This is a genomic window from Pseudolactococcus hodotermopsidis, assembly GCF_011170085.1.
GTDB classification, from domain to species: domain Bacteria; phylum Bacillota; class Bacilli; order Lactobacillales; family Streptococcaceae; genus Pseudolactococcus; species Pseudolactococcus hodotermopsidis.
Genome location: NZ_BLLI01000002.1, coordinates 24,106 through 40,923 on the forward strand (window position 1 = coordinate 24,106; position 16,818 = coordinate 40,923).

The 16,818-nt window shown below is 38.5% G+C and carries 15 protein-coding genes, 1 tRNA gene and 1 pseudogene; 3 read left to right on the forward strand and 14 right to left on the reverse strand.

Annotated features, from left to right (window positions below):
• Nucleotide 1: 1 nt before the first annotated feature.
• Together Hs30E_RS00575 and Hs30E_RS00580 are read right to left on the reverse strand one after the other, a co-directional pair.
• Complete coding sequence (locus tag Hs30E_RS00575; RefSeq protein ID WP_172207160.1) at nucleotides 2-322, reverse strand: hypothetical protein; 321 nt, start codon at nucleotides 320-322, stop codon at nucleotides 2-4.
• A 378-nt stretch (nucleotides 323-700) separates the two neighbouring features.
• Nucleotides 701-1,714 carry a LacI family DNA-binding transcriptional regulator gene (locus Hs30E_RS00580; protein WP_228461953.1) on the reverse strand — a complete coding sequence of 338 codons (1,014 nt, stop codon included), beginning with the start codon at nucleotides 1,712-1,714 and terminating at the stop codon, nucleotides 701-703.
• 172 nt (nucleotides 1,715-1,886) lie between these two features.
• Here Hs30E_RS00580 and Hs30E_RS00585 point away from each other — a divergent pair, with 172 nt between their 5' ends.
• Nucleotides 1,887-2,903: an Abi family protein gene (locus Hs30E_RS00585; protein WP_172207162.1), complete on the forward strand. Its 1,017-nt coding sequence runs from the start codon at nucleotides 1,887-1,889 to the stop codon at nucleotides 2,901-2,903.
• A gap of 322 nt (nucleotides 2,904-3,225) precedes the next feature.
• Here Hs30E_RS00585 and Hs30E_RS00590 read toward each other — a convergent pair whose 3' ends face one another.
• From Hs30E_RS00590 to Hs30E_RS00615, 6 genes and pseudogenes are all read right to left on the reverse strand, one after another.
• Nucleotides 3,226-4,848 carry an ABC-F family ATP-binding cassette domain-containing protein gene (locus Hs30E_RS00590; RefSeq protein ID WP_172207165.1) on the reverse strand — a complete coding sequence of 541 codons (1,623 nt, stop codon included), beginning with the start codon at nucleotides 4,846-4,848 and terminating at the stop codon, nucleotides 3,226-3,228.
• 420 nt (nucleotides 4,849-5,268) lie between these two features.
• Nucleotides 5,269-6,456, reverse strand: coding sequence for an ABC transporter permease (locus tag Hs30E_RS00595; protein ID WP_228461954.1), 1,188 nt, complete (start codon nucleotides 6,454-6,456; stop codon nucleotides 5,269-5,271).
• 5 nt (nucleotides 6,457-6,461) lie between these two features.
• A complete protein-coding gene (locus Hs30E_RS00600) occupies nucleotides 6,462-7,127 on the reverse strand; it encodes an ABC transporter ATP-binding protein (protein ID WP_371864124.1) in 666 nt (221 codons plus the stop codon).
• Nucleotides 7,114-8,196 (reverse strand): efflux RND transporter periplasmic adaptor subunit, encoded by a 1,083-nt coding sequence (locus tag Hs30E_RS00605; protein ID WP_172207171.1) that lies wholly within the window; start codon nucleotides 8,194-8,196, stop codon nucleotides 7,114-7,116. The genes Hs30E_RS00600 and Hs30E_RS00605 overlap by 14 nt, the downstream gene beginning before the upstream one ends.
• A gap of 1 nt (nucleotide 8,197) precedes the next feature.
• A complete protein-coding gene (locus Hs30E_RS00610) occupies nucleotides 8,198-8,515 on the reverse strand; it encodes a hypothetical protein (protein WP_172207173.1) in 318 nt (105 codons plus the stop codon).
• 288 nt (nucleotides 8,516-8,803) lie between these two features.
• A pseudogene (locus tag Hs30E_RS00615) lies at nucleotides 8,804-9,462 on the reverse strand (transposase family protein); the annotation flags it as partial.
• Nucleotides 9,463-9,997: 535 nt separating this feature from the next.
• Here Hs30E_RS00615 and trpS point away from each other — a divergent pair.
• Both trpS and Hs30E_RS00625 read left to right on the forward strand, forming a co-directional pair.
• Nucleotides 9,998-11,020 (forward strand): tryptophan--tRNA ligase, encoded by a 1,023-nt coding sequence (gene trpS, locus Hs30E_RS00620; RefSeq protein WP_172207175.1) that lies wholly within the window; start codon nucleotides 9,998-10,000, stop codon nucleotides 11,018-11,020.
• Nucleotides 11,017-11,865, forward strand: a complete 849-nt coding sequence (locus Hs30E_RS00625; RefSeq protein WP_172207177.1) for a glycerophosphodiester phosphodiesterase family protein — start codon at nucleotides 11,017-11,019, stop codon at nucleotides 11,863-11,865. Before trpS ends, Hs30E_RS00625 begins: the two co-directional genes overlap by 4 nt.
• Nucleotides 11,866-11,888: 23 nt before the next feature.
• Here Hs30E_RS00625 and Hs30E_RS00630 read toward each other — a convergent pair whose 3' ends face one another.
• The 6 genes from Hs30E_RS00630 to Hs30E_RS00655 all read right to left on the reverse strand — a co-directional run bounded on the left by Hs30E_RS00630 (nucleotide 11,889) and on the right by Hs30E_RS00655 (nucleotide 16,678).
• Nucleotides 11,889-12,539: a hypothetical protein gene (locus Hs30E_RS00630; protein ID WP_172207179.1), complete on the reverse strand. Its 651-nt coding sequence runs from the start codon at nucleotides 12,537-12,539 to the stop codon at nucleotides 11,889-11,891.
• Nucleotides 12,540-12,613: 74 nt separating this feature from the next.
• Entirely contained in the window at nucleotides 12,614-13,186 is a 573-nt protein-coding gene (locus Hs30E_RS00635) for an ECF transporter S component (RefSeq protein ID WP_172207181.1), read from the reverse strand.
• A 22-nt stretch (nucleotides 13,187-13,208) separates the two neighbouring features.
• Nucleotides 13,209-13,964, reverse strand: coding sequence for a DNA repair protein RecO (gene recO / locus Hs30E_RS00640; protein ID WP_172207183.1), 756 nt, complete (start codon nucleotides 13,962-13,964; stop codon nucleotides 13,209-13,211).
• Between the two features lie 125 nt (nucleotides 13,965-14,089).
• Complete coding sequence (locus Hs30E_RS00645; RefSeq protein ID WP_172207186.1) at nucleotides 14,090-15,259, reverse strand: pyridoxal phosphate-dependent aminotransferase; 1,170 nt, start codon at nucleotides 15,257-15,259, stop codon at nucleotides 14,090-14,092.
• Between the two features lie 73 nt (nucleotides 15,260-15,332).
• A complete protein-coding gene (locus Hs30E_RS00650; protein ID WP_172207188.1) occupies nucleotides 15,333-16,535 on the reverse strand; it encodes a transglutaminase domain-containing protein in 1,203 nt (400 codons plus the stop codon).
• A gap of 70 nt (nucleotides 16,536-16,605) precedes the next feature.
• Nucleotides 16,606-16,678: transfer RNA gene (locus tag Hs30E_RS00655), tRNA-Lys, on the reverse strand.
• Nucleotides 16,679-16,818 lie beyond the last annotated feature (140 nt).

Sequence of the window (16,818 nt, forward strand, 5' to 3'; positions counted from 1 at the left end):
TTTATTCGTGATCGTAGTAAGAGTTACGTGCCCTAACACTTTCTGGTTTGTAATAACCAGTCGTTGCTGAAGCTGTTGATTTTGCAGAAACCCAGTTTTTTGTAGTGTATTTATCGTTAATCATTGAAGTGGTAGCATGCTTTACTGAGTCATTTGAATACGTTGAATGTTGACGTACCTCAGTATAGCACCAATTATACTGTGGACCATAAGTAAAAGTGCCACCACCAACGTTAATACTTAGCGCGCTAGCAGTCACAAGACCACCACCCGAAAGCAAGATAGTAGCAAGTACTGCGACTGTTTTTTTCTTCATTTTCATGAAAATTTCTCCTCGTGTTTTAGGTAATTTTTAGCAATGTTTAGCTATATTACCAAAAGAATTTAAGAAAAGAATCAAACAAAAACTAGCTAGTTGTGAGAATAAATAGAACATCTCACATTTTTTGTTTTTCTTTTCCAGCGACAGATTCTTTACAGCACCTATCAATCATTCGCGATTTGATTGAATTTAGCGTATAAAAAATAGAAGCAAGAGCAGTCAACCGTCTACTCAAAACAAGGCACTAAGTAGAACGTCTCTCCGCTCTTGCTTCTTGCCTTAATGATACCACTACGATACCACTACTTGAAAACGTTGTCAACACTTTTTTGGAATTTTTATACAATTTTTCTATAACTGTTTAACTATAACAACTTTTTAGATTGCTGCACTCTCTCGCACGACAATCTCATAACCAACAATCGTGTGTTTGATAATGCCTTTTTCGATATGCTCAATCACGTCCTTGGCTGCTGATTCGGCTATCGTTTTAACATCTTGATGAACCGTTGTAATCGTTGGGGTAAAATAACTTGTCAGCGTAATATCATCAAAGCCAACCACGGCAATTTGGGAGGCTAAGTCTAATTTTTTCAAGGCTTTCAAACAGCCTATTGCCATTAAATCACTTGCTGCAAAAATAGCGTCGTATATCGGCTTTTTCTCAGCTGAAAACAAGGCAAAAATTAGGTCAAATGCGACTTGCTCCCGAAAATCAGCAAAAATAACTGATGGTTTGGTCACAGACTTGCGGTAACCCGATTCACGTTCGTGTGACACTGCTGCCTTTCTGCCACCATTGACAAAAAGAATCTGATGATAGCCACTCGCCTGCAAGCGCTCCGTGACCTCGAAAGCAGCCGTTTCGTTGTCAATGCTAACCGTGCCAATCCGCTTGTTGCGAATGTTCATGTCAATCGCAACCGTCGGCAAAGTGAAATGCTCAAGCTCATGATAATAGGGGTCGGTCACGCGCAAACCTTGAATAATCACACCGGAAATGTTATGCTCGTCACAAAATTGGCGCAAGGTTTTATGCGCCTGTTTCTCGGTATTTGTCGCATAAAATACGAACTCATAATCGGTCTTATCCAGATAATCAATCACGCCAGAAATGATTTCAAGGGGCATGGCAACCCCACGCGCAACATTGATTTCATTCAAAATCAGCGCAATCGTCTTTGACTTTTTGCTCGACAACTGGCGCGCCGCCGAGTTCGCCACATAACCCAAATCTTTCGCCGCCGTTTGCACCTTTTCGACCGTCGTCGCACTCATATCGCTGTAACCGTTCAACACATGCGACACCGCGCTCACCGACACGCCAGCACGCGCCGCTACATCCTTTATCGTAATCTTTTTCATGCTCGAAAACCTTTCTAATTCTATCATATCACAGATTTTGTCAAATGGTAGCAAGAAAACTAAAACGTTTTAAGGATTTTGTGATGAATGTTTGGGTTTCACGTGAAACGTAGTATCAAGCGCCTAAAATTCACAGCTAACATGTAATTTCTGTCCTTTTATGTTAGAATAGTTCTAAATAGATTAAGGATAATAATCAATGGCTAAAAAAGGAAAGTCCACCGAAGGAAAGTCCACCAATAGTTTAATGAAACATATTCGGGACAAACATCGTACAAATATAAAGGGTTCAAGTGATAAACAATCCTTGCTAGATATGGGGTATTACCATGGTTATAAAGCTAGTAAGTTCATCAAAAAAGTTGATAATCAATTGGAAATAGCAAATTTTTCTGAAATTAGAGCGATATATGAGTTTGACTTAGAATTAAAAAGTATTTTTTATGAGTTATTAATTCAAGTAGAAACTCACTTAAAAAATCAAGCTATCAATTACTTAGTTGCGGATAGCAATCCTTCACTAGACTTTATTTATGAAAATATGTTAATTGATTACAAAAGTCACGCACCTGATACAGCCAAATATAGACAGTATTTAAACAAAAGATTAGCACTCAGAGAAAGTTTGGATAAAACAACAGCTTACAACTTTTCTAAAAGCAAAAGTAATATTATTCGACATTTCTTTCACAATAACAAACCAATACCACTCTGGGCAATTTTTGAATTTATCACTCTAGGAACATTTGGACATTTCATTTCTTGTCTAAAAAAAGATTGTCGGATAAAATTATCGCAAAACCTGAAAATACATCATACTGGCTTCAACGGTAATGGTCGAATTTTAGAAAAAATCATCTTCTCTTTCACACCACTCAGAAATGCTGTTATGCACAATTCAATGATTTATGATTGTCGTTTTACAAATTCTGATGATTCAAATCAAATAAAAGAATACTTAAAATCGGTAACAGGTATTAAAGAGATTGATTTTAACTATATCGTTGATTATCTAATCTTATTAGTCTATCTAATTTCTAAACAAAATAAAAATAAATCTGACTTAAAAAAATATGTCAAATTGTATGAAAAAGCAACAGATAAACTGCATAGTCATGTTTCTTTTAGTAACTTTCGCCTGATTTTAGGCAATGATTCTGAAATAAAAATAAGTACTTTAAATGATTATATAAACAAATGCAAAAAAGTACCTTGACTTTTTTAAAATTTTTTAGAAAATTGTTGACATACATTGTAAAACATGCTAAAATTAGATAATAAATTAGGGCATATTACTTCGGTCTTATGCTCAAAAGATTGGATGCGTCCAATCTTTTTTTATGCCAAAACTATCCAATTCAATACTAGAAAAATCGCATGAAAGTTGTTTTCAAAAACAACTTTCATGCGATTTTTCGACACTCAAATAATGCCACGATAGGTGCTTCTGCCATAGAAGGAAATAATGCGCTTAAAAAGAGTAATTATTATTTTTATTCATAGAATTTACCAAGATAAAACACCGATTTCTATTTTTATCAATCAGCCCAAAGTGCTTTAACTTTCGCTTGCACTTCAGCATTTTCAAGAAATTCATCATAAGTTTCGCCAATTCGATCAATCACGCCATTTTTTGACAAAACGACGATATGATTGGCGACGGTTTGGATGAACTCGTGGTCATGACTGGCAAATAGGATACTGCCTTTGTACTTGGTCAAGCCGTCATTGAGCGAAGAAATCGACTCCAAATCCAAATGGTTGGTCGGGTCGTCCAAAACGAGAACATTTGACTTCAAAAGCATGAGCTTGCTGAGCATAACGCGAACTTTTTCGCCACCAGACAAGACATTGACAGACTTGTTGACCTCCTCGCCACTGAAAAGCATGCGCCCAAGGAAACCGCGCAAGAAAGTGTTGTCGTCCTCCTCTTTGCTGGCAAATTGGCGCAACCAGTCAAGAATCGTCTCGCCACTTTCAAAATCACGTGAGTTATCTTTTGGCAAATAAGCCTGACTTGTCGTCACACCCCATTTGACCTCGCCTGTATAGTCAATATCGCCCATGAGCGCACGAATCAACGCTGTTGTTTGAATGTCATTTTGCCCGATAAATGCTGTTTTATCATCAGGATTGAGGATAAAACTAATGTTATCTATAATCGTCTCACCATCAATTTTGACCGAAAGATTTTCAACTCTCAAGAGGTCATTGCCAATCTCGCGGTCTGGTTTGAAATTAATAAATGGATATTTGCGAGATGACGGTACAATTTCGTCCAACTCAATTTTATCCAGCATTTTCTTACGTGATGTTGCTTGCTTAGATTTAGACGCATTTGCTGAGAAACGTGCAATGAAATCTTGCAATTCTTTGATTTTTTCTTCGGCTTTACGATTGGAATCGCCTTGTAATTTGAGAGCAAGCTCAGAAGATTCTTTCCAAAAATCATAGTTACCGACAAAAAGTTTAATCTTGCCAAAATCTAAATCTGCCATATGAGTACAGACTTTATTTAAAAAATGACGGTCATGGGACACGACAATGACGGTGTTTTCAAAGTTAATCAAAAACTCCTCAAGCCAGTTAATCGACTGAATATCAAGACCATTTGTCGGCTCGTCAAGGAGCAAAACGTCAGGCTTACCAAAAAGCGCCTGAGCTAAGAGAACCTTGACTTTCTCGCCATTTGTCAGCTCCGACATATTTTGATTATGCAACTCGTCGGAAATACCGAGATTTTGCAACAACTGCGCCGCATCAGACTCAGCCTCCCAACCGCCAAGCTCAGCAAATTCGCCCTCAAGCTCAGCCGAACGCATACCGTCTTCATCTGTAAAATCTTCCTTGAGATAAATGGCATCTTTTTCAACTTTGACATCGTAAAGTTTTTTATGCCCCATAAGCACAACGTCCAAAACAGGCACTTCTTCATAGTCAAAGTGATTTTGGCGCAAAATACTCATCCGCTCATCTGGTCCCATAGACGTATGACCAGTAGTCGCCTCAATATCCCCCGCCAAAATTTTCAGAAAAGTCGATTTCCCAGCACCATTGGCACCAATCAAGCCATAGCAGTTACCTGGCAAAAACTTAATATTCACATCATCAAACAGCTTACGATCCGAAAACTGCAAACTAATATCGCTTACTTGTAGCATGTTTCTCCATTTCAAAATTTACGTAGTACCTCTATTTTAGCACGTTTGGCGGGAAATTGATAGAGATTCTCAATAATTTTCCACGGGCGTTTCATAAGTTTAATTTTTCTGGAATATACATGTAAGTTATCGATTTAATTTTTAGTTAATCTATTTTAAAAGTTATTTTCGTAGAAATATTTTGAAATACCAAAGTTATTGATTATATTTTGAAATATTTTTGAAAAAGCAAGTGACTTTTTCATGGATTTTCCGTTAAAAAACAACTCTTCGTAAAAGATTCAGAAAATTATGTTTTAGATTAAACTTATGAAACGCCCGTGATAATTTTCTAAACGTGATAACTCTGAGAAATTGAATAAAGTCATTCAAAAAAAATACACCTCAAGTCATCTGACAAAAAGTATATTTTTTATTTTCCTACCTCAAAATTTCAACCAAATCTTTACGAGCTGCCATATTAGCTGGCGTAATCGAAAAGACAAGTCCAATCACAATTGTAATGACCAAGGTCAAGGAAATCGTAAACAAATCAGGCGCTACTTTAAACGGCAAGGTGGTTGAAATCACAAGCGCAATTAGATAACCTATGATATAGCCAATCACCCCCGACGAAATCGTCAACATCAGTCCTTCAGCCAAAAATTGATTCCGAATATCACTGCGCTTAGCGCCAACACTGCGCCGAACGCCAATCTCTTGCGTGCGCTCAGAAACAGATGTGTACATCATATTCATGACCCCAACACCTGCGATAAACAGTGAAATACCCGCAACTCCTGAAATAAAGTACGTCAACGTCTTCAAAACTTTCCCGATACCGTCGGTCAATTCACTCATGTCAAAAGTCATATACTCACCAAAATTACGGCTAGAACCAACTTTCGTCAACTTTTTAATGACTTTATTTGCCACAGCACTTGGCTTAAAATCACCCGCTACGGATAAACGTATCTGCATCGGATTGTCACCGTCGTTCGTATAATAACGATAGCTTTTCTTAGGGATCTTAATATCGGGTACCATGCTAAACAAATTCGCCGAATCATTCTCAAAAATGCCAACAATCTGATAAAATTCGCCCTCAATCTCAATTCCCGTGCCCAAAACTTTCTCAACAGTCGGATTCAAATCTTCCGCCGTATCACGGCTAATCAGCGCCACTTTTTGATGTGAATCATTTTCCTCACGGCTAATCTTGCGCCCTAAGCTAACTTTTTCATCATCAAATGAAACAAACCCCAAACTTTTGTTGTATTTTGTATCTCTGACTTGAAAAGTAATACTCTCATAATTGTCATCTTCATTAACATATTTAACAGCCTCAACACCTGCAACTTGTGCCGCAAAAGTCAAATCTTCATCAGAAAAATAACGCATTTTCCCAGAATCAAACTGCTCATAGTCAGTCGGGTAAAAACTAACATCAACTGTTACATTATTTTCATCAGAAACAGTTAAATTTTTCACTGTATAGCTTTCAAAACCACGCCCCAATGACAAGATTGTAATCACACTAGAAATACCGATAATAATGCCAATCATCGTCAAAATACTACGCCGAGTGTTCTGACGAAGTGCTTGATAAGCATTCTGAATAATCGCCACAAAATTCATAGCATCACCTCGCCGTCTGAAACTCTGATTTCCCGATTACAAAAACGCATCAAACCCGCATCATGCGTAACCAAAATAATCGTCACACCGCTTTTTTGATTCAAATCTGAGAACAATTGCATAATTTCATCTGATGTTTTGCTATCAAGTGCGCCAGTCGGCTCATCAGCAATGATAAATTTTGGTGTATTAACAATCGCACGCGCAATAGCGACACGTTGTCTTTGACCACCAGACAAGAGTTTAACAGATTGGTTCACAAAATCTGCCAAGCCAACTTTTTCCAAACTTTCCAAAATAAGTTCTTTACGTTTTTTAGGGGACAAACCCGCATAAACCAAAGGCAATTCAATATTTTGCCCAACCGTCATCTTTTCAATCAAGCCGAAATTTTGAAAAACAAAGCCAACATTTTCATTTCTGATTTTGGATAGCTCGTCATCTGTATATTGCTCAACTAATTTGTCTTCAAAGTAGTAATTCCCTTTGAATTTCTTATCCAAAAAGCCAATCAAATTGACCAAAGTTGATTTACCTGAGCCACTGCGCCCCATGATACCAACAAAATCACCCGTTTCAATTTCTAAAGAAACATCTTTTAAAACGGTAAATTCTTGGCTAGCGAGTTCATAACTTTTGGTAATATTTTCAAGGTTTATCAGCATAATCTGCCGCCTCCTTGACAATTTTATCGCCAACTTTTAAGCCAGACAGCACTTGCAGACGCCCGCCAGCTTTTTGCGTTTCGACTGCAACTTTATCAAAGTTTTTACCGTTTTTAACGTAAACCTGACCATTTTTAACAGCCGATTTAGGAATATAAATCGCCGAATCTGGCAGATGAATCTGCACCGTATAGCCGTTTTGCAAAGGTTCATCTAGCGCAACCCTGAAAGAATAGTTACTAGAAGATGACTCTGTCGCACTTTTTTCAGGAACAGGCGAGATATAGGTAATCTTTCCCGTCACTTTTTTAGATAAATCAACCGTTTCGACACTAACAACCGCATCATTTTGGAGCTTATCATAGTCATATTCCGTCACCTTGCCATTAACAAGCGTCTCACGACTGACCACGCTTAGTTTTGGCGATGTTTCAGATTTTGTTCCCATGATGACAATACCGTCAGTTTTTGACTTAACCGTCGTCGTTTGGTTATTTTTTTGGCTTTCAAAACTGGTACGCGCTTCCTCACAAGCAAGGTTTGCGCTAGCTACGGCACGCTGTGCTGCTTTCCACGCCTCATTATTTGCCTCGATTTGCGCATTGATTTCTTGGCGCTCCAACTCTTCTTTTGCCTTATCAAACTTGGCACTCAAGGTCGCACCTTTTCTTTCAGCCTCCGCCATATCAGCTTGCGCATTGGCGAGACTATTTTCAGCATTTTTGACCGCAAATTCTTGCGCTGACAAATCGTTTAATTGCTTGGTGTAAGTCAATAAAACATCGCCTGTTTTGACCTCTTGACCATCCGTCACATTGACTTGCGACACCTCGCCAAGCGTTGGATCCTCAAAGTAATCTGTCGAAGATTTAGCACTAACATTTCCCCTGAAAATGCTGTCAGCCTGTTTTTTTACGGTATATAAGTCAGGGGTCGTTGACTTTTTAGCAGTTCCTTTTGAAGGGAGCAAAAAGAGAGATAAAGCTATAATACCAACGACAATAGCAGCACCAATACTACTTAATAAAACGATTAAGGGATGTTTTTTATAGAATTTTTTCATCATATCACACAGTCTCTTCCTTGTTAAGTCTTAATAATTGACGAATACCAATGACAATTGACCCAACATACAAAAGAATAAGCCAAAAAAGGTTTGTCTTTTTAAGTTTTGCCGCAAAAACAAGATAGATAATCAAAACGATCTGAATAATATCTATTCCCCACATCACTGCTTTTGGAATAAGTGGCTTAATCACCTCTCCCGCTAAAACGGCGGGCATATTGTCAAAAGTCACTTGTGCATTGACGACAGTAAAAATGATGCCAACAACACCAAGCACAATGAGTAAGAGTGATAGCACTTTTTTAAGTTCTCTAGTCATGTTGTTTCTCTCCTAAATTGAAATTTTTTCGTAAACGTTTACTTTTTAATTATAACAGAATTTTCTAACTTTGTATTGTTAAAATTAAAATTGTTCGAAAATATGCTAAATATGAGCTAATTTAAATATTGTCATATTTTAAAGAAATCGTAGAACAAATGATAGCGATATATAAATAGCCACCAAAATTCAAGCTAAATTTTACTAAGGCAAATTGGCTAACAAGACCACAAAACCTGTTCTCTTTCAAAATTGATAATGCCACAAATTAATTCAGCCCGATAATCAAAGCGCCTTCTCCTCTTCATTCAACTCATGATTTTTAGAACGCTTTGCAGGAATAAAAGTATTTTCATGAAAATTAAGAATGCCTAGATAACCTAAATCAACAACAAGAAGAAGGTCTTCTGGCAGAGTGCCACCTATGCTTTCCTTGAAAAGCTTAAAATCATGACAATGCCCCTCAGCGAAGGCAAGACTCACGACACGATGAGTGGTCAAATCAAGCAAAACTTGTGTTTTCACGGTATGTCGGTGTTTTTTTCCTGAATAGTGGTCACGTTGGTTTTTTTTGGACGTTGAATTGGACTTTCTGTCACATCAATCGCAAACCAATGATCCTTGTCTTTGACTCCCTCAATATCAAAGCTCCCCTCTTCATGAAGAATATTTTCTACCCAAGTGATGGTTCTTGAGACGCAAGAAAGCGGCACATCAAAATCAAAAGCAATGAGACGTTGAGTGGGATAATGCCGCCAATACCGTAAAGTGAGCAAAAGCTGATTTTCTAAACTTAGGCAACGTGGTCGTCCACCAGTCAGATGTTCTACTTGATAAGCTTTGTTCAAAATTTCAAGCATGTGAGTAAATGTCGAGCGCTTCACACCAATAAGTTGTTTGAATAAACTGTCATTAAGTGAGCTAGTTTTTGCGTAAATATCTACCATAACATTAGTTTAACATTTTTTGTACGGTTTAGGAACAAGTCTACTTATTTAAGCGTGTGTGGACAACCCGTAAATAAAAACGTTTTTAACAAAAATAGTACACTGTCAGACTCATTTTTACCTTGACAACCCCTCAAAATAATCGTAAAATGAAATTATCAGCAGAGAAAGTAACTTGATTTGAGAATTTTTAAGAAACTTGTCGGTCGTTGCAAGACAAGAATTCTCCCAAGTGAATGGGCTGCAATTTAACCTTGATTTGAAAAAATAAAAATCACGTGAGTGCCCGATACCGCACGCACCCTTTTATGAGGGATTAAGAGACGGAAAATTTTTCCGTAATTGAGGTGGCACCGCGTGTTAAACGTCCTCGACAAAACAGTGAAATTTTGTCGAGGATTTTTTTTATTTTATCAAACTAAGTTTTATAAAAAACATGATACTAAAAGCGATGCGTCATAGGCGCAAAGCATTACCATGCGCCGAGTAACCACAGACACAAACTTTCGTAGAAAATTAATAAGGAGAAATCTATATGAAACCAACCATTCTAACGGGCGATCGCCCAACTGGTAAACTGCATATCGGGCATTATGTTGGCTCGCTAAAAAATCGTGTTTTGCTACAAAATGAGGATAAATACAACCTTTTCATCTTCCTCGCTGACCAGCAAGCCTTGACCGATCATGCCAAAGAACCCGAAAAAATCATCCAATCTGTCGGCGAAGTGGCGCTTGATTATCTGGCAGTCGGTCTTGACCCGATGAAGTCAACGATTTTCATCCAGTCGCAAATTCCCGAACTTGCTGAGCTTACCATGTACTACATGAACCTCGTGTCGATCGCGCGTTTGGAGCGCAATCCGACAGTCAAATCTGAGATTGCTCAAAAGGGTTTTGATGAGTCGATTCCCGCTGGTTTCCTCGTTTATCCTGTGTCTCAAGCCGCCGACATCACGGCTTTCAAGGCAAATCTCGTACCTGTTGGCAATGACCAAAAACCGATGATTGAGCAAACACGCGAAATTGTCCGCAGTTTCAACAATGCCTACAAGACTGACGTTTTGATTGAACCCGAGGGACTTTATCCCGAAAATGAAGGTGCTGGTCGCCTTTCTGGACTTGATGGTAATGCTAAAATGTCCAAATCACTCAACAACGGTATTTTTATCAGCGACGATGCCGACACCGTGCGCAAAAAAGTTATGAGCATGTACACTGATCCCGAGCATATTCGGGTCGAGGATCCCGGCAAAATCGAGGGCAACATGGTTTTCCACTACCTTGATGTGTTCGGCACAACTGAGGACAGCGCTACTATTGCTGAGATGAAAGCGCAGTATCAAGCGGGCGGTCTCGGCGATGTCAAGACAAAACGTTATTTATTGGAAGTTTTGGATCGCGAGTTTGCGCCAATCCGTGCACGCCGTTTAGAGTTTGCCAAAGACATGGGCCAGGTCTATGATATGCTAAAAGTCGGTTCTGAAAAAGCGCAAGCAGTCGCAGCTCAAACTTTGGATGAGGTCAAGTCTGCTATGGGTATCAATTATTTCAAATGATAACAGGTATTAGAAAATGGTACCGCAGAACTTGGGAGGCACGCAAATGGCAGCGAGATGAATTTCAAGCACAAATGCATCATTTTTTACATCATGATGCCGTTACAACCCAGATTTTTGCCCACCGAGGTAGCAAGTGTAATCGCCCAGAAAATACCTTGTCGGCTTTTACTGAGGCGATTCGAGTGGGAAGTGATGGCATTGAGTTAGACGTGCACTTGACACGCGACCAACAGCTCATTGTCATTCATGACGAGAGTTTAGAGCGCACGACAAATGGTGCTGGACTTGTAAGAGAGCTGAATTTTGAGCAAATTCGTCACTATTCGGCGGGTGCTTGGTTTGATGCCAAATACACCCATGAAAAAGTGCCTTTATTGTCAGAAGTCTTAGCGTTACTGGTCAAGTTGAAATTCAAAGGTGTTCTCAATATCGAAATCAAAACAGATAAATTTCAATATCCCAATATCGAAAAAATAACATCAAGCTTACTTTTATCGCAACATTTCCCCTTTTCACATGTTTACTCCTCTTTTAATCTCAAGTCGCTCAAATTGCTTTCAAAACTCGAACCGCACGCTGATTTGTGCTTACTCATGTCAACTTCTGAGCCCAAAATTCAGCAAGGTTTAAACACAAAATATATCACACATTTACATCCACGACTTGACTGGCTTCAAAAAAACACAGACAAATTAAAACATCTTGGAAAGCCTTTGCGCCCTTGGACGCTCAATAACGATGCTGATATACATCTCGCTTTTGATTATCATTTGTCGGGATTTATGACGGATTATCCAGAACAAGCTGTTCACATCAAGTCGCTTTATAATCAAAAAAAATAAGCTGAACAAGCTTATTTTTTCGATTATTTATTGACCAACATAGCAGCTATCAATTTTTCCATATCAGAATTTGATAGATTATATTGTTTATCTTTTTTAATAACTTCAACCGTCATCTCTTTTGCATTACCATATTCAGGATTAGCAATAGATTCTTTTATGAGATCTACTATTATACCAGTTACCCAATCAAGCATTGCCGCATTATCTTCAACATTCACACCAGATTCCGCAATCGCCTCTGGTGTAAGTTTTTTCATCATCTCATCTTCAAGTGTCTCAAGACCAGTAAAAGGTTTAATCTTTACTTTTACCGAAAAACCTTTATCTGTTTTTTCAGCTGACATAACGTCATATTTTGAAAGTTTAACAACATCAATGATAATACTACGAAATTCCTCTTTACGCGAATCAGATAGACCACCCGTAGTATCAAATGTCGTTAAAATGCTATTAATACCCTCGTCATATTCAGTTTGAGCTGCTTTTTCAGTTTGATTGGTAATTTTGGCATATTCTTTCAAATCGCCTTTTGTAAAAGCATCCAAGCTTGACTTAACATAATCTGTCGCATCCGATTCGCTAAAACCACAAGCAACAAGTGTCAGCGCAGCAAATAAAGCAATAAACACCAAACCTAATTTCTTTGAAAAATCCCTTGTTCTAGTTTTCATTTCTTCTCCTAAAAAAATTTTTGTTGAAAATTTCCACAACCATTTCATTATAACATAAAAATAAGCTAAATAGCTTAATTTTCTTCATAAAGTACAATAATTTTCTCAGGTAAGCATTTATAAATCAAGAAAGCAATCACAGCAACAAGTACCTTATCAGGGAAACCAATGACTAGCTCATCCAAAAATGATGCCAACCAGAGCGGTTGATTGCTCGAAAGCAAGGCATCAAAAACTTTATCGCCCCAAACATTGCCAGTCTCTCCACCCCAAAAAATAATGTCTAAGGGTGTTGAAATCAGCACGCTAACAAGACCAATTGCCATGCCGCTAAAAATCGTCGTTGATAGTTTCTTAAAATAGCCGAGCCGAGCAAAAATGCCAGCCGTTATCCCAACACCAATCTGTGTCAGCGCATAAACAAAAGAAATCGGGTTCTGTGTCAGCCCATAAATCATGTTATTGAGCATACCGACAAAAGCACCAACAATCGGTCCCGCCAAAAGCGCACTCAAAACCGTACCGATAGACTCCAACCATAGTGGAATCTTGAGCATACCACCCAAATAATTAATCACAACACCTAAAGGAATCAAGATAAATAAAGCAGGTGATATTTTAAATGTAAACAAATTTTTTTTAGTCATAAAGTTTTTCCTTTTATTTAATTTATTTCATAATGTCCGCCCAATCGCTAAGTCCGTCAATAAATTTTTTCGCCTTAAGATGAACGCCAATATAATGGTCGTAAAGTAGGTCAATAAAACAACGAATCTTAGCTTTCAGCTCATCAGAAATGTTAATTGTTGGTAAAGTTTCCAAATTCATCGCCATAAAAGAATGGCACAGAAAAATAACATTTGGATCAATATGCTCGCGTTTCATATCCTCATCAAAATGATTGCGACACAGACAACCATTGTATTTTTTTGAAAAATCCATAGGCAAATCTTGTCTGTGACAACACACACATTGATCAAAATCTAACTGCGCACCAAATCGCGACATGATTTGTAATTCAAAAATATTAGTCACAATTTCCATATCAATCTTGTTATCAATCAGCTCCAACGACTTCATCAAGAAACCGTAAAGCGCTGCATCATAATGGTTATCAGGAATCGCCACGTCCGCCAAACTAATAATATAACTAGCGTAAGATTGCGCGAAAATATCTGAGTTGATGAATTGATAACTCGTCGCATCAGAAATATCTGAGATAAAACTCAACCCCTCATCATTAATTGCAGCCACTAATTCAAGTTGCGTAAAATTCTGCAAACTGCTCGAAAACTTCGATTTATTAGCATTTTTGACAAAAAACATCCGCTTGCCAAAACTCTCTGTAAAAATCTTAACCAACTTATCTTGCTCGCGATAATTTCGGCTAAACAGCACTAAACCACCTGTCTCAACGTTCTGCATACGCCCACTTTCCTATTATAACATATTATTCTTCATTATGATAATGTCGTTTTTATTAGAAAAAATTGATTCATAATTTCTCGCTATCAAAACCCTCTTGACAAAAAAATTCCCATCAAGGGAAATCAGCGTTTTTCATTCACATACTCAGTCAAACGTTTCATAGCTTCTATAATCACATCCATACTTGCCGCATAACTTAAACGGACATATCCCTCGCCATATTTGCCAAATGCCGATCCAGGGATAAATGCTACCTGTTTTTCTTTCGCAAAATCAATCAAAAAGTCGAAAGAATTTTGCACCAAATCTTCAGGAATTTTGGCGAAAATGTAGAAAGCACCATCTGGTTTGATGATTTTAAAGCCCAAAGGTGTCATCTGCGATATGATATAATCTCGCCTAACGATATACTCTTTTTTCATGACAGCCGCATCATCACGACCATTTGTCAAAGCCTCAATCGCCGCAAACTGCGAAACGGTCGTCGCCGCCGTCACAAAATACTGGTGCGTTTTAATAAGTTGACCTGTCAAAGATTCATCCGCCAAGATAAAGCCAATGCGATAACCAGTCATAGCATGCGATTTCGACAAACCATTCAAGACAATCGTCTGCTCACGCGCAAATTCGGCAATAGAAACGTGTTTTTCATCTGTATAATTCAGCTCAGAATAAATTTCGTCCGAAATAACAAAAACTGAATATTTTTTGATAACATCCGCAATCGCCTTGACCTGCGCACGATTATAAGTCACGCCAGTCGGATTAGACGGATAATTGAGAATCACTGCTTTCGTCTCGGGATTGGCAATTAACGCTGCCTCAAGCATTTCTGCTGTCAAGACAAAATCATTCGTCGTCGTGTCAATTTCCACCATTTCCGCGCCCGCAAGCTGAATCAAAGGCTCATAACCTGGGTACAATGGTGCAGGGGTCAGAACTTTGTCGCCCGCAACAAGAATCGACATAAGACTAGCTGAAATCGCCTCAGTCGCGCCAACCGTGACCAAAATTTCAGACTCCGCATCAAAGTGAATACCATATTTATCCGCAAAAAATGAACTCGCTGCTTGCCGTAATTCAAGCAGACCAGCCATGCCCGTATAGTGACTCTCATGCGCTTGAACAGCAGCGACAGCAGCATTTTCGACATGTTCAGGCGTATTAAAATCAGGCTCGCCAAGCGTCAATTTAAGCATACCAGAAATCTGCGAGACTTCTTGGTCAAACCGCCGAATCGCCGAAATTTGAATTTTATCCAGATTAGGATTGAAAAGCGTTGAAACATCCATTTGTATTTTTCCTTTTTTATTATATTCTATCACTTTTTGTCTAAAAGCGCTCAATTTATTTTGATTAAATACCTCACTCCAAAATAAAGGTCATTACCAAATGTACCTCATCAAGACTTGTGATGACTTTCTTTCCTGACAATTTTGGAAATTCATCTGCCAAATCGGCAAAAATCGTCATCATTCCTTGCGCATCAAACAAGGCTTTTTTCGCCTTATGATAAGCCTTGAGCGTTGAAAATTGGAAACAGATATTTGATTGATTATCTCTTAAAAAATGCTGCGTTACTTTTGAAATTTCCTCCGAATCATAACTATCAAAACGCAAGTTATTATGCACAAAATAATTTGCCGCAGTTGCCTTATAAATCGGCAAATTTATAAAATCATTTGCTATTTTATGATCCATTTCAAGCTCAGCAGTCGTCATTCCAAAATATGTATAGTCAATATTCGCACGCTTATCCTCCTTAGTGAAAGAGGCATCACCCCAAGTCGCATCCAAATAGTAGTTCTCACCATCAATCTTAACCAAATTCCACGCATGATTCTGGTCATTTGCCACCCCAACCACGACATGCGCCGTCATAGCCAACCTTGCAAGTAAATACTGCAGCGCATCAGCATATCCCTCGCAAACCGCCGTCCCGTCAAGCAACGCCCCCAACATTGAGTAACTGCGATCGTCCGTCGCATCAGCCTTGCCAGCCGTTGCCGCCGCATGATTGTAATCATTTTGCTCAATGACGTACTGATACGCAGCCAAAGCCTTGTCATATTCCGTTTTACCAGCATTTTTCGCCACAAAATCACTGATTTTAAGCTCAATCTGCTGATTCAGATCAGCAACTTCCGCTGCTGTAAAATCAAAACTAATCTCATACTGCGCAATCGCCGCCGAATCCGCACTCTGCACCCAAGTCTCAATCTTCCCCGAATACCAAAAATACTCTGGATGATCCAAAAGCACCGCCTCAGCCACTTTAGAAAATTTCTCTTGCGTTAAATGCTGTGCCTGTGTGTCAATTTGCGCTTGAAAATTTTGAATCGCATTTTGAAGTTCCCGATAAACCTGCTTATCATCATCAGTCAACCCTTGATAATAAAGCGCCTCAGTTTCAATCAAAGCTTGCGCTTGACTAGGAGAATCAACTTTCTTTTGAACTTGGACTGACGATTTAGAAATTTGCTTATCATTTCCCCTTGCCGAACACCCCGCAAGCACCCCCAGAAAAATCAGCCACATACAAGTTAATTTAAAGCGATTTTTAGTCATCCAATTCTCATTTCCTTATCTAAAATATGTAAAAAGAACCAAGCCGAAACTTGATTCCTAGATATTTTTATGCCCCCTGTAGGACTTGAACCTACGACCCATGGATTAAGAGTCCACTGCTCTACCAACTGAGCTAAGAAGGCAAAACGTTTTCAAGTTGAAAGCGATTTACTACCTTTATAATTATATCAAATATTCGTGAAAATGCAAGGAAAAAGTAATAAACAAGAAAATCTTTTTTAGGTACAAGTTCAAACTAAGCGGAACATCAACTCACACAAAG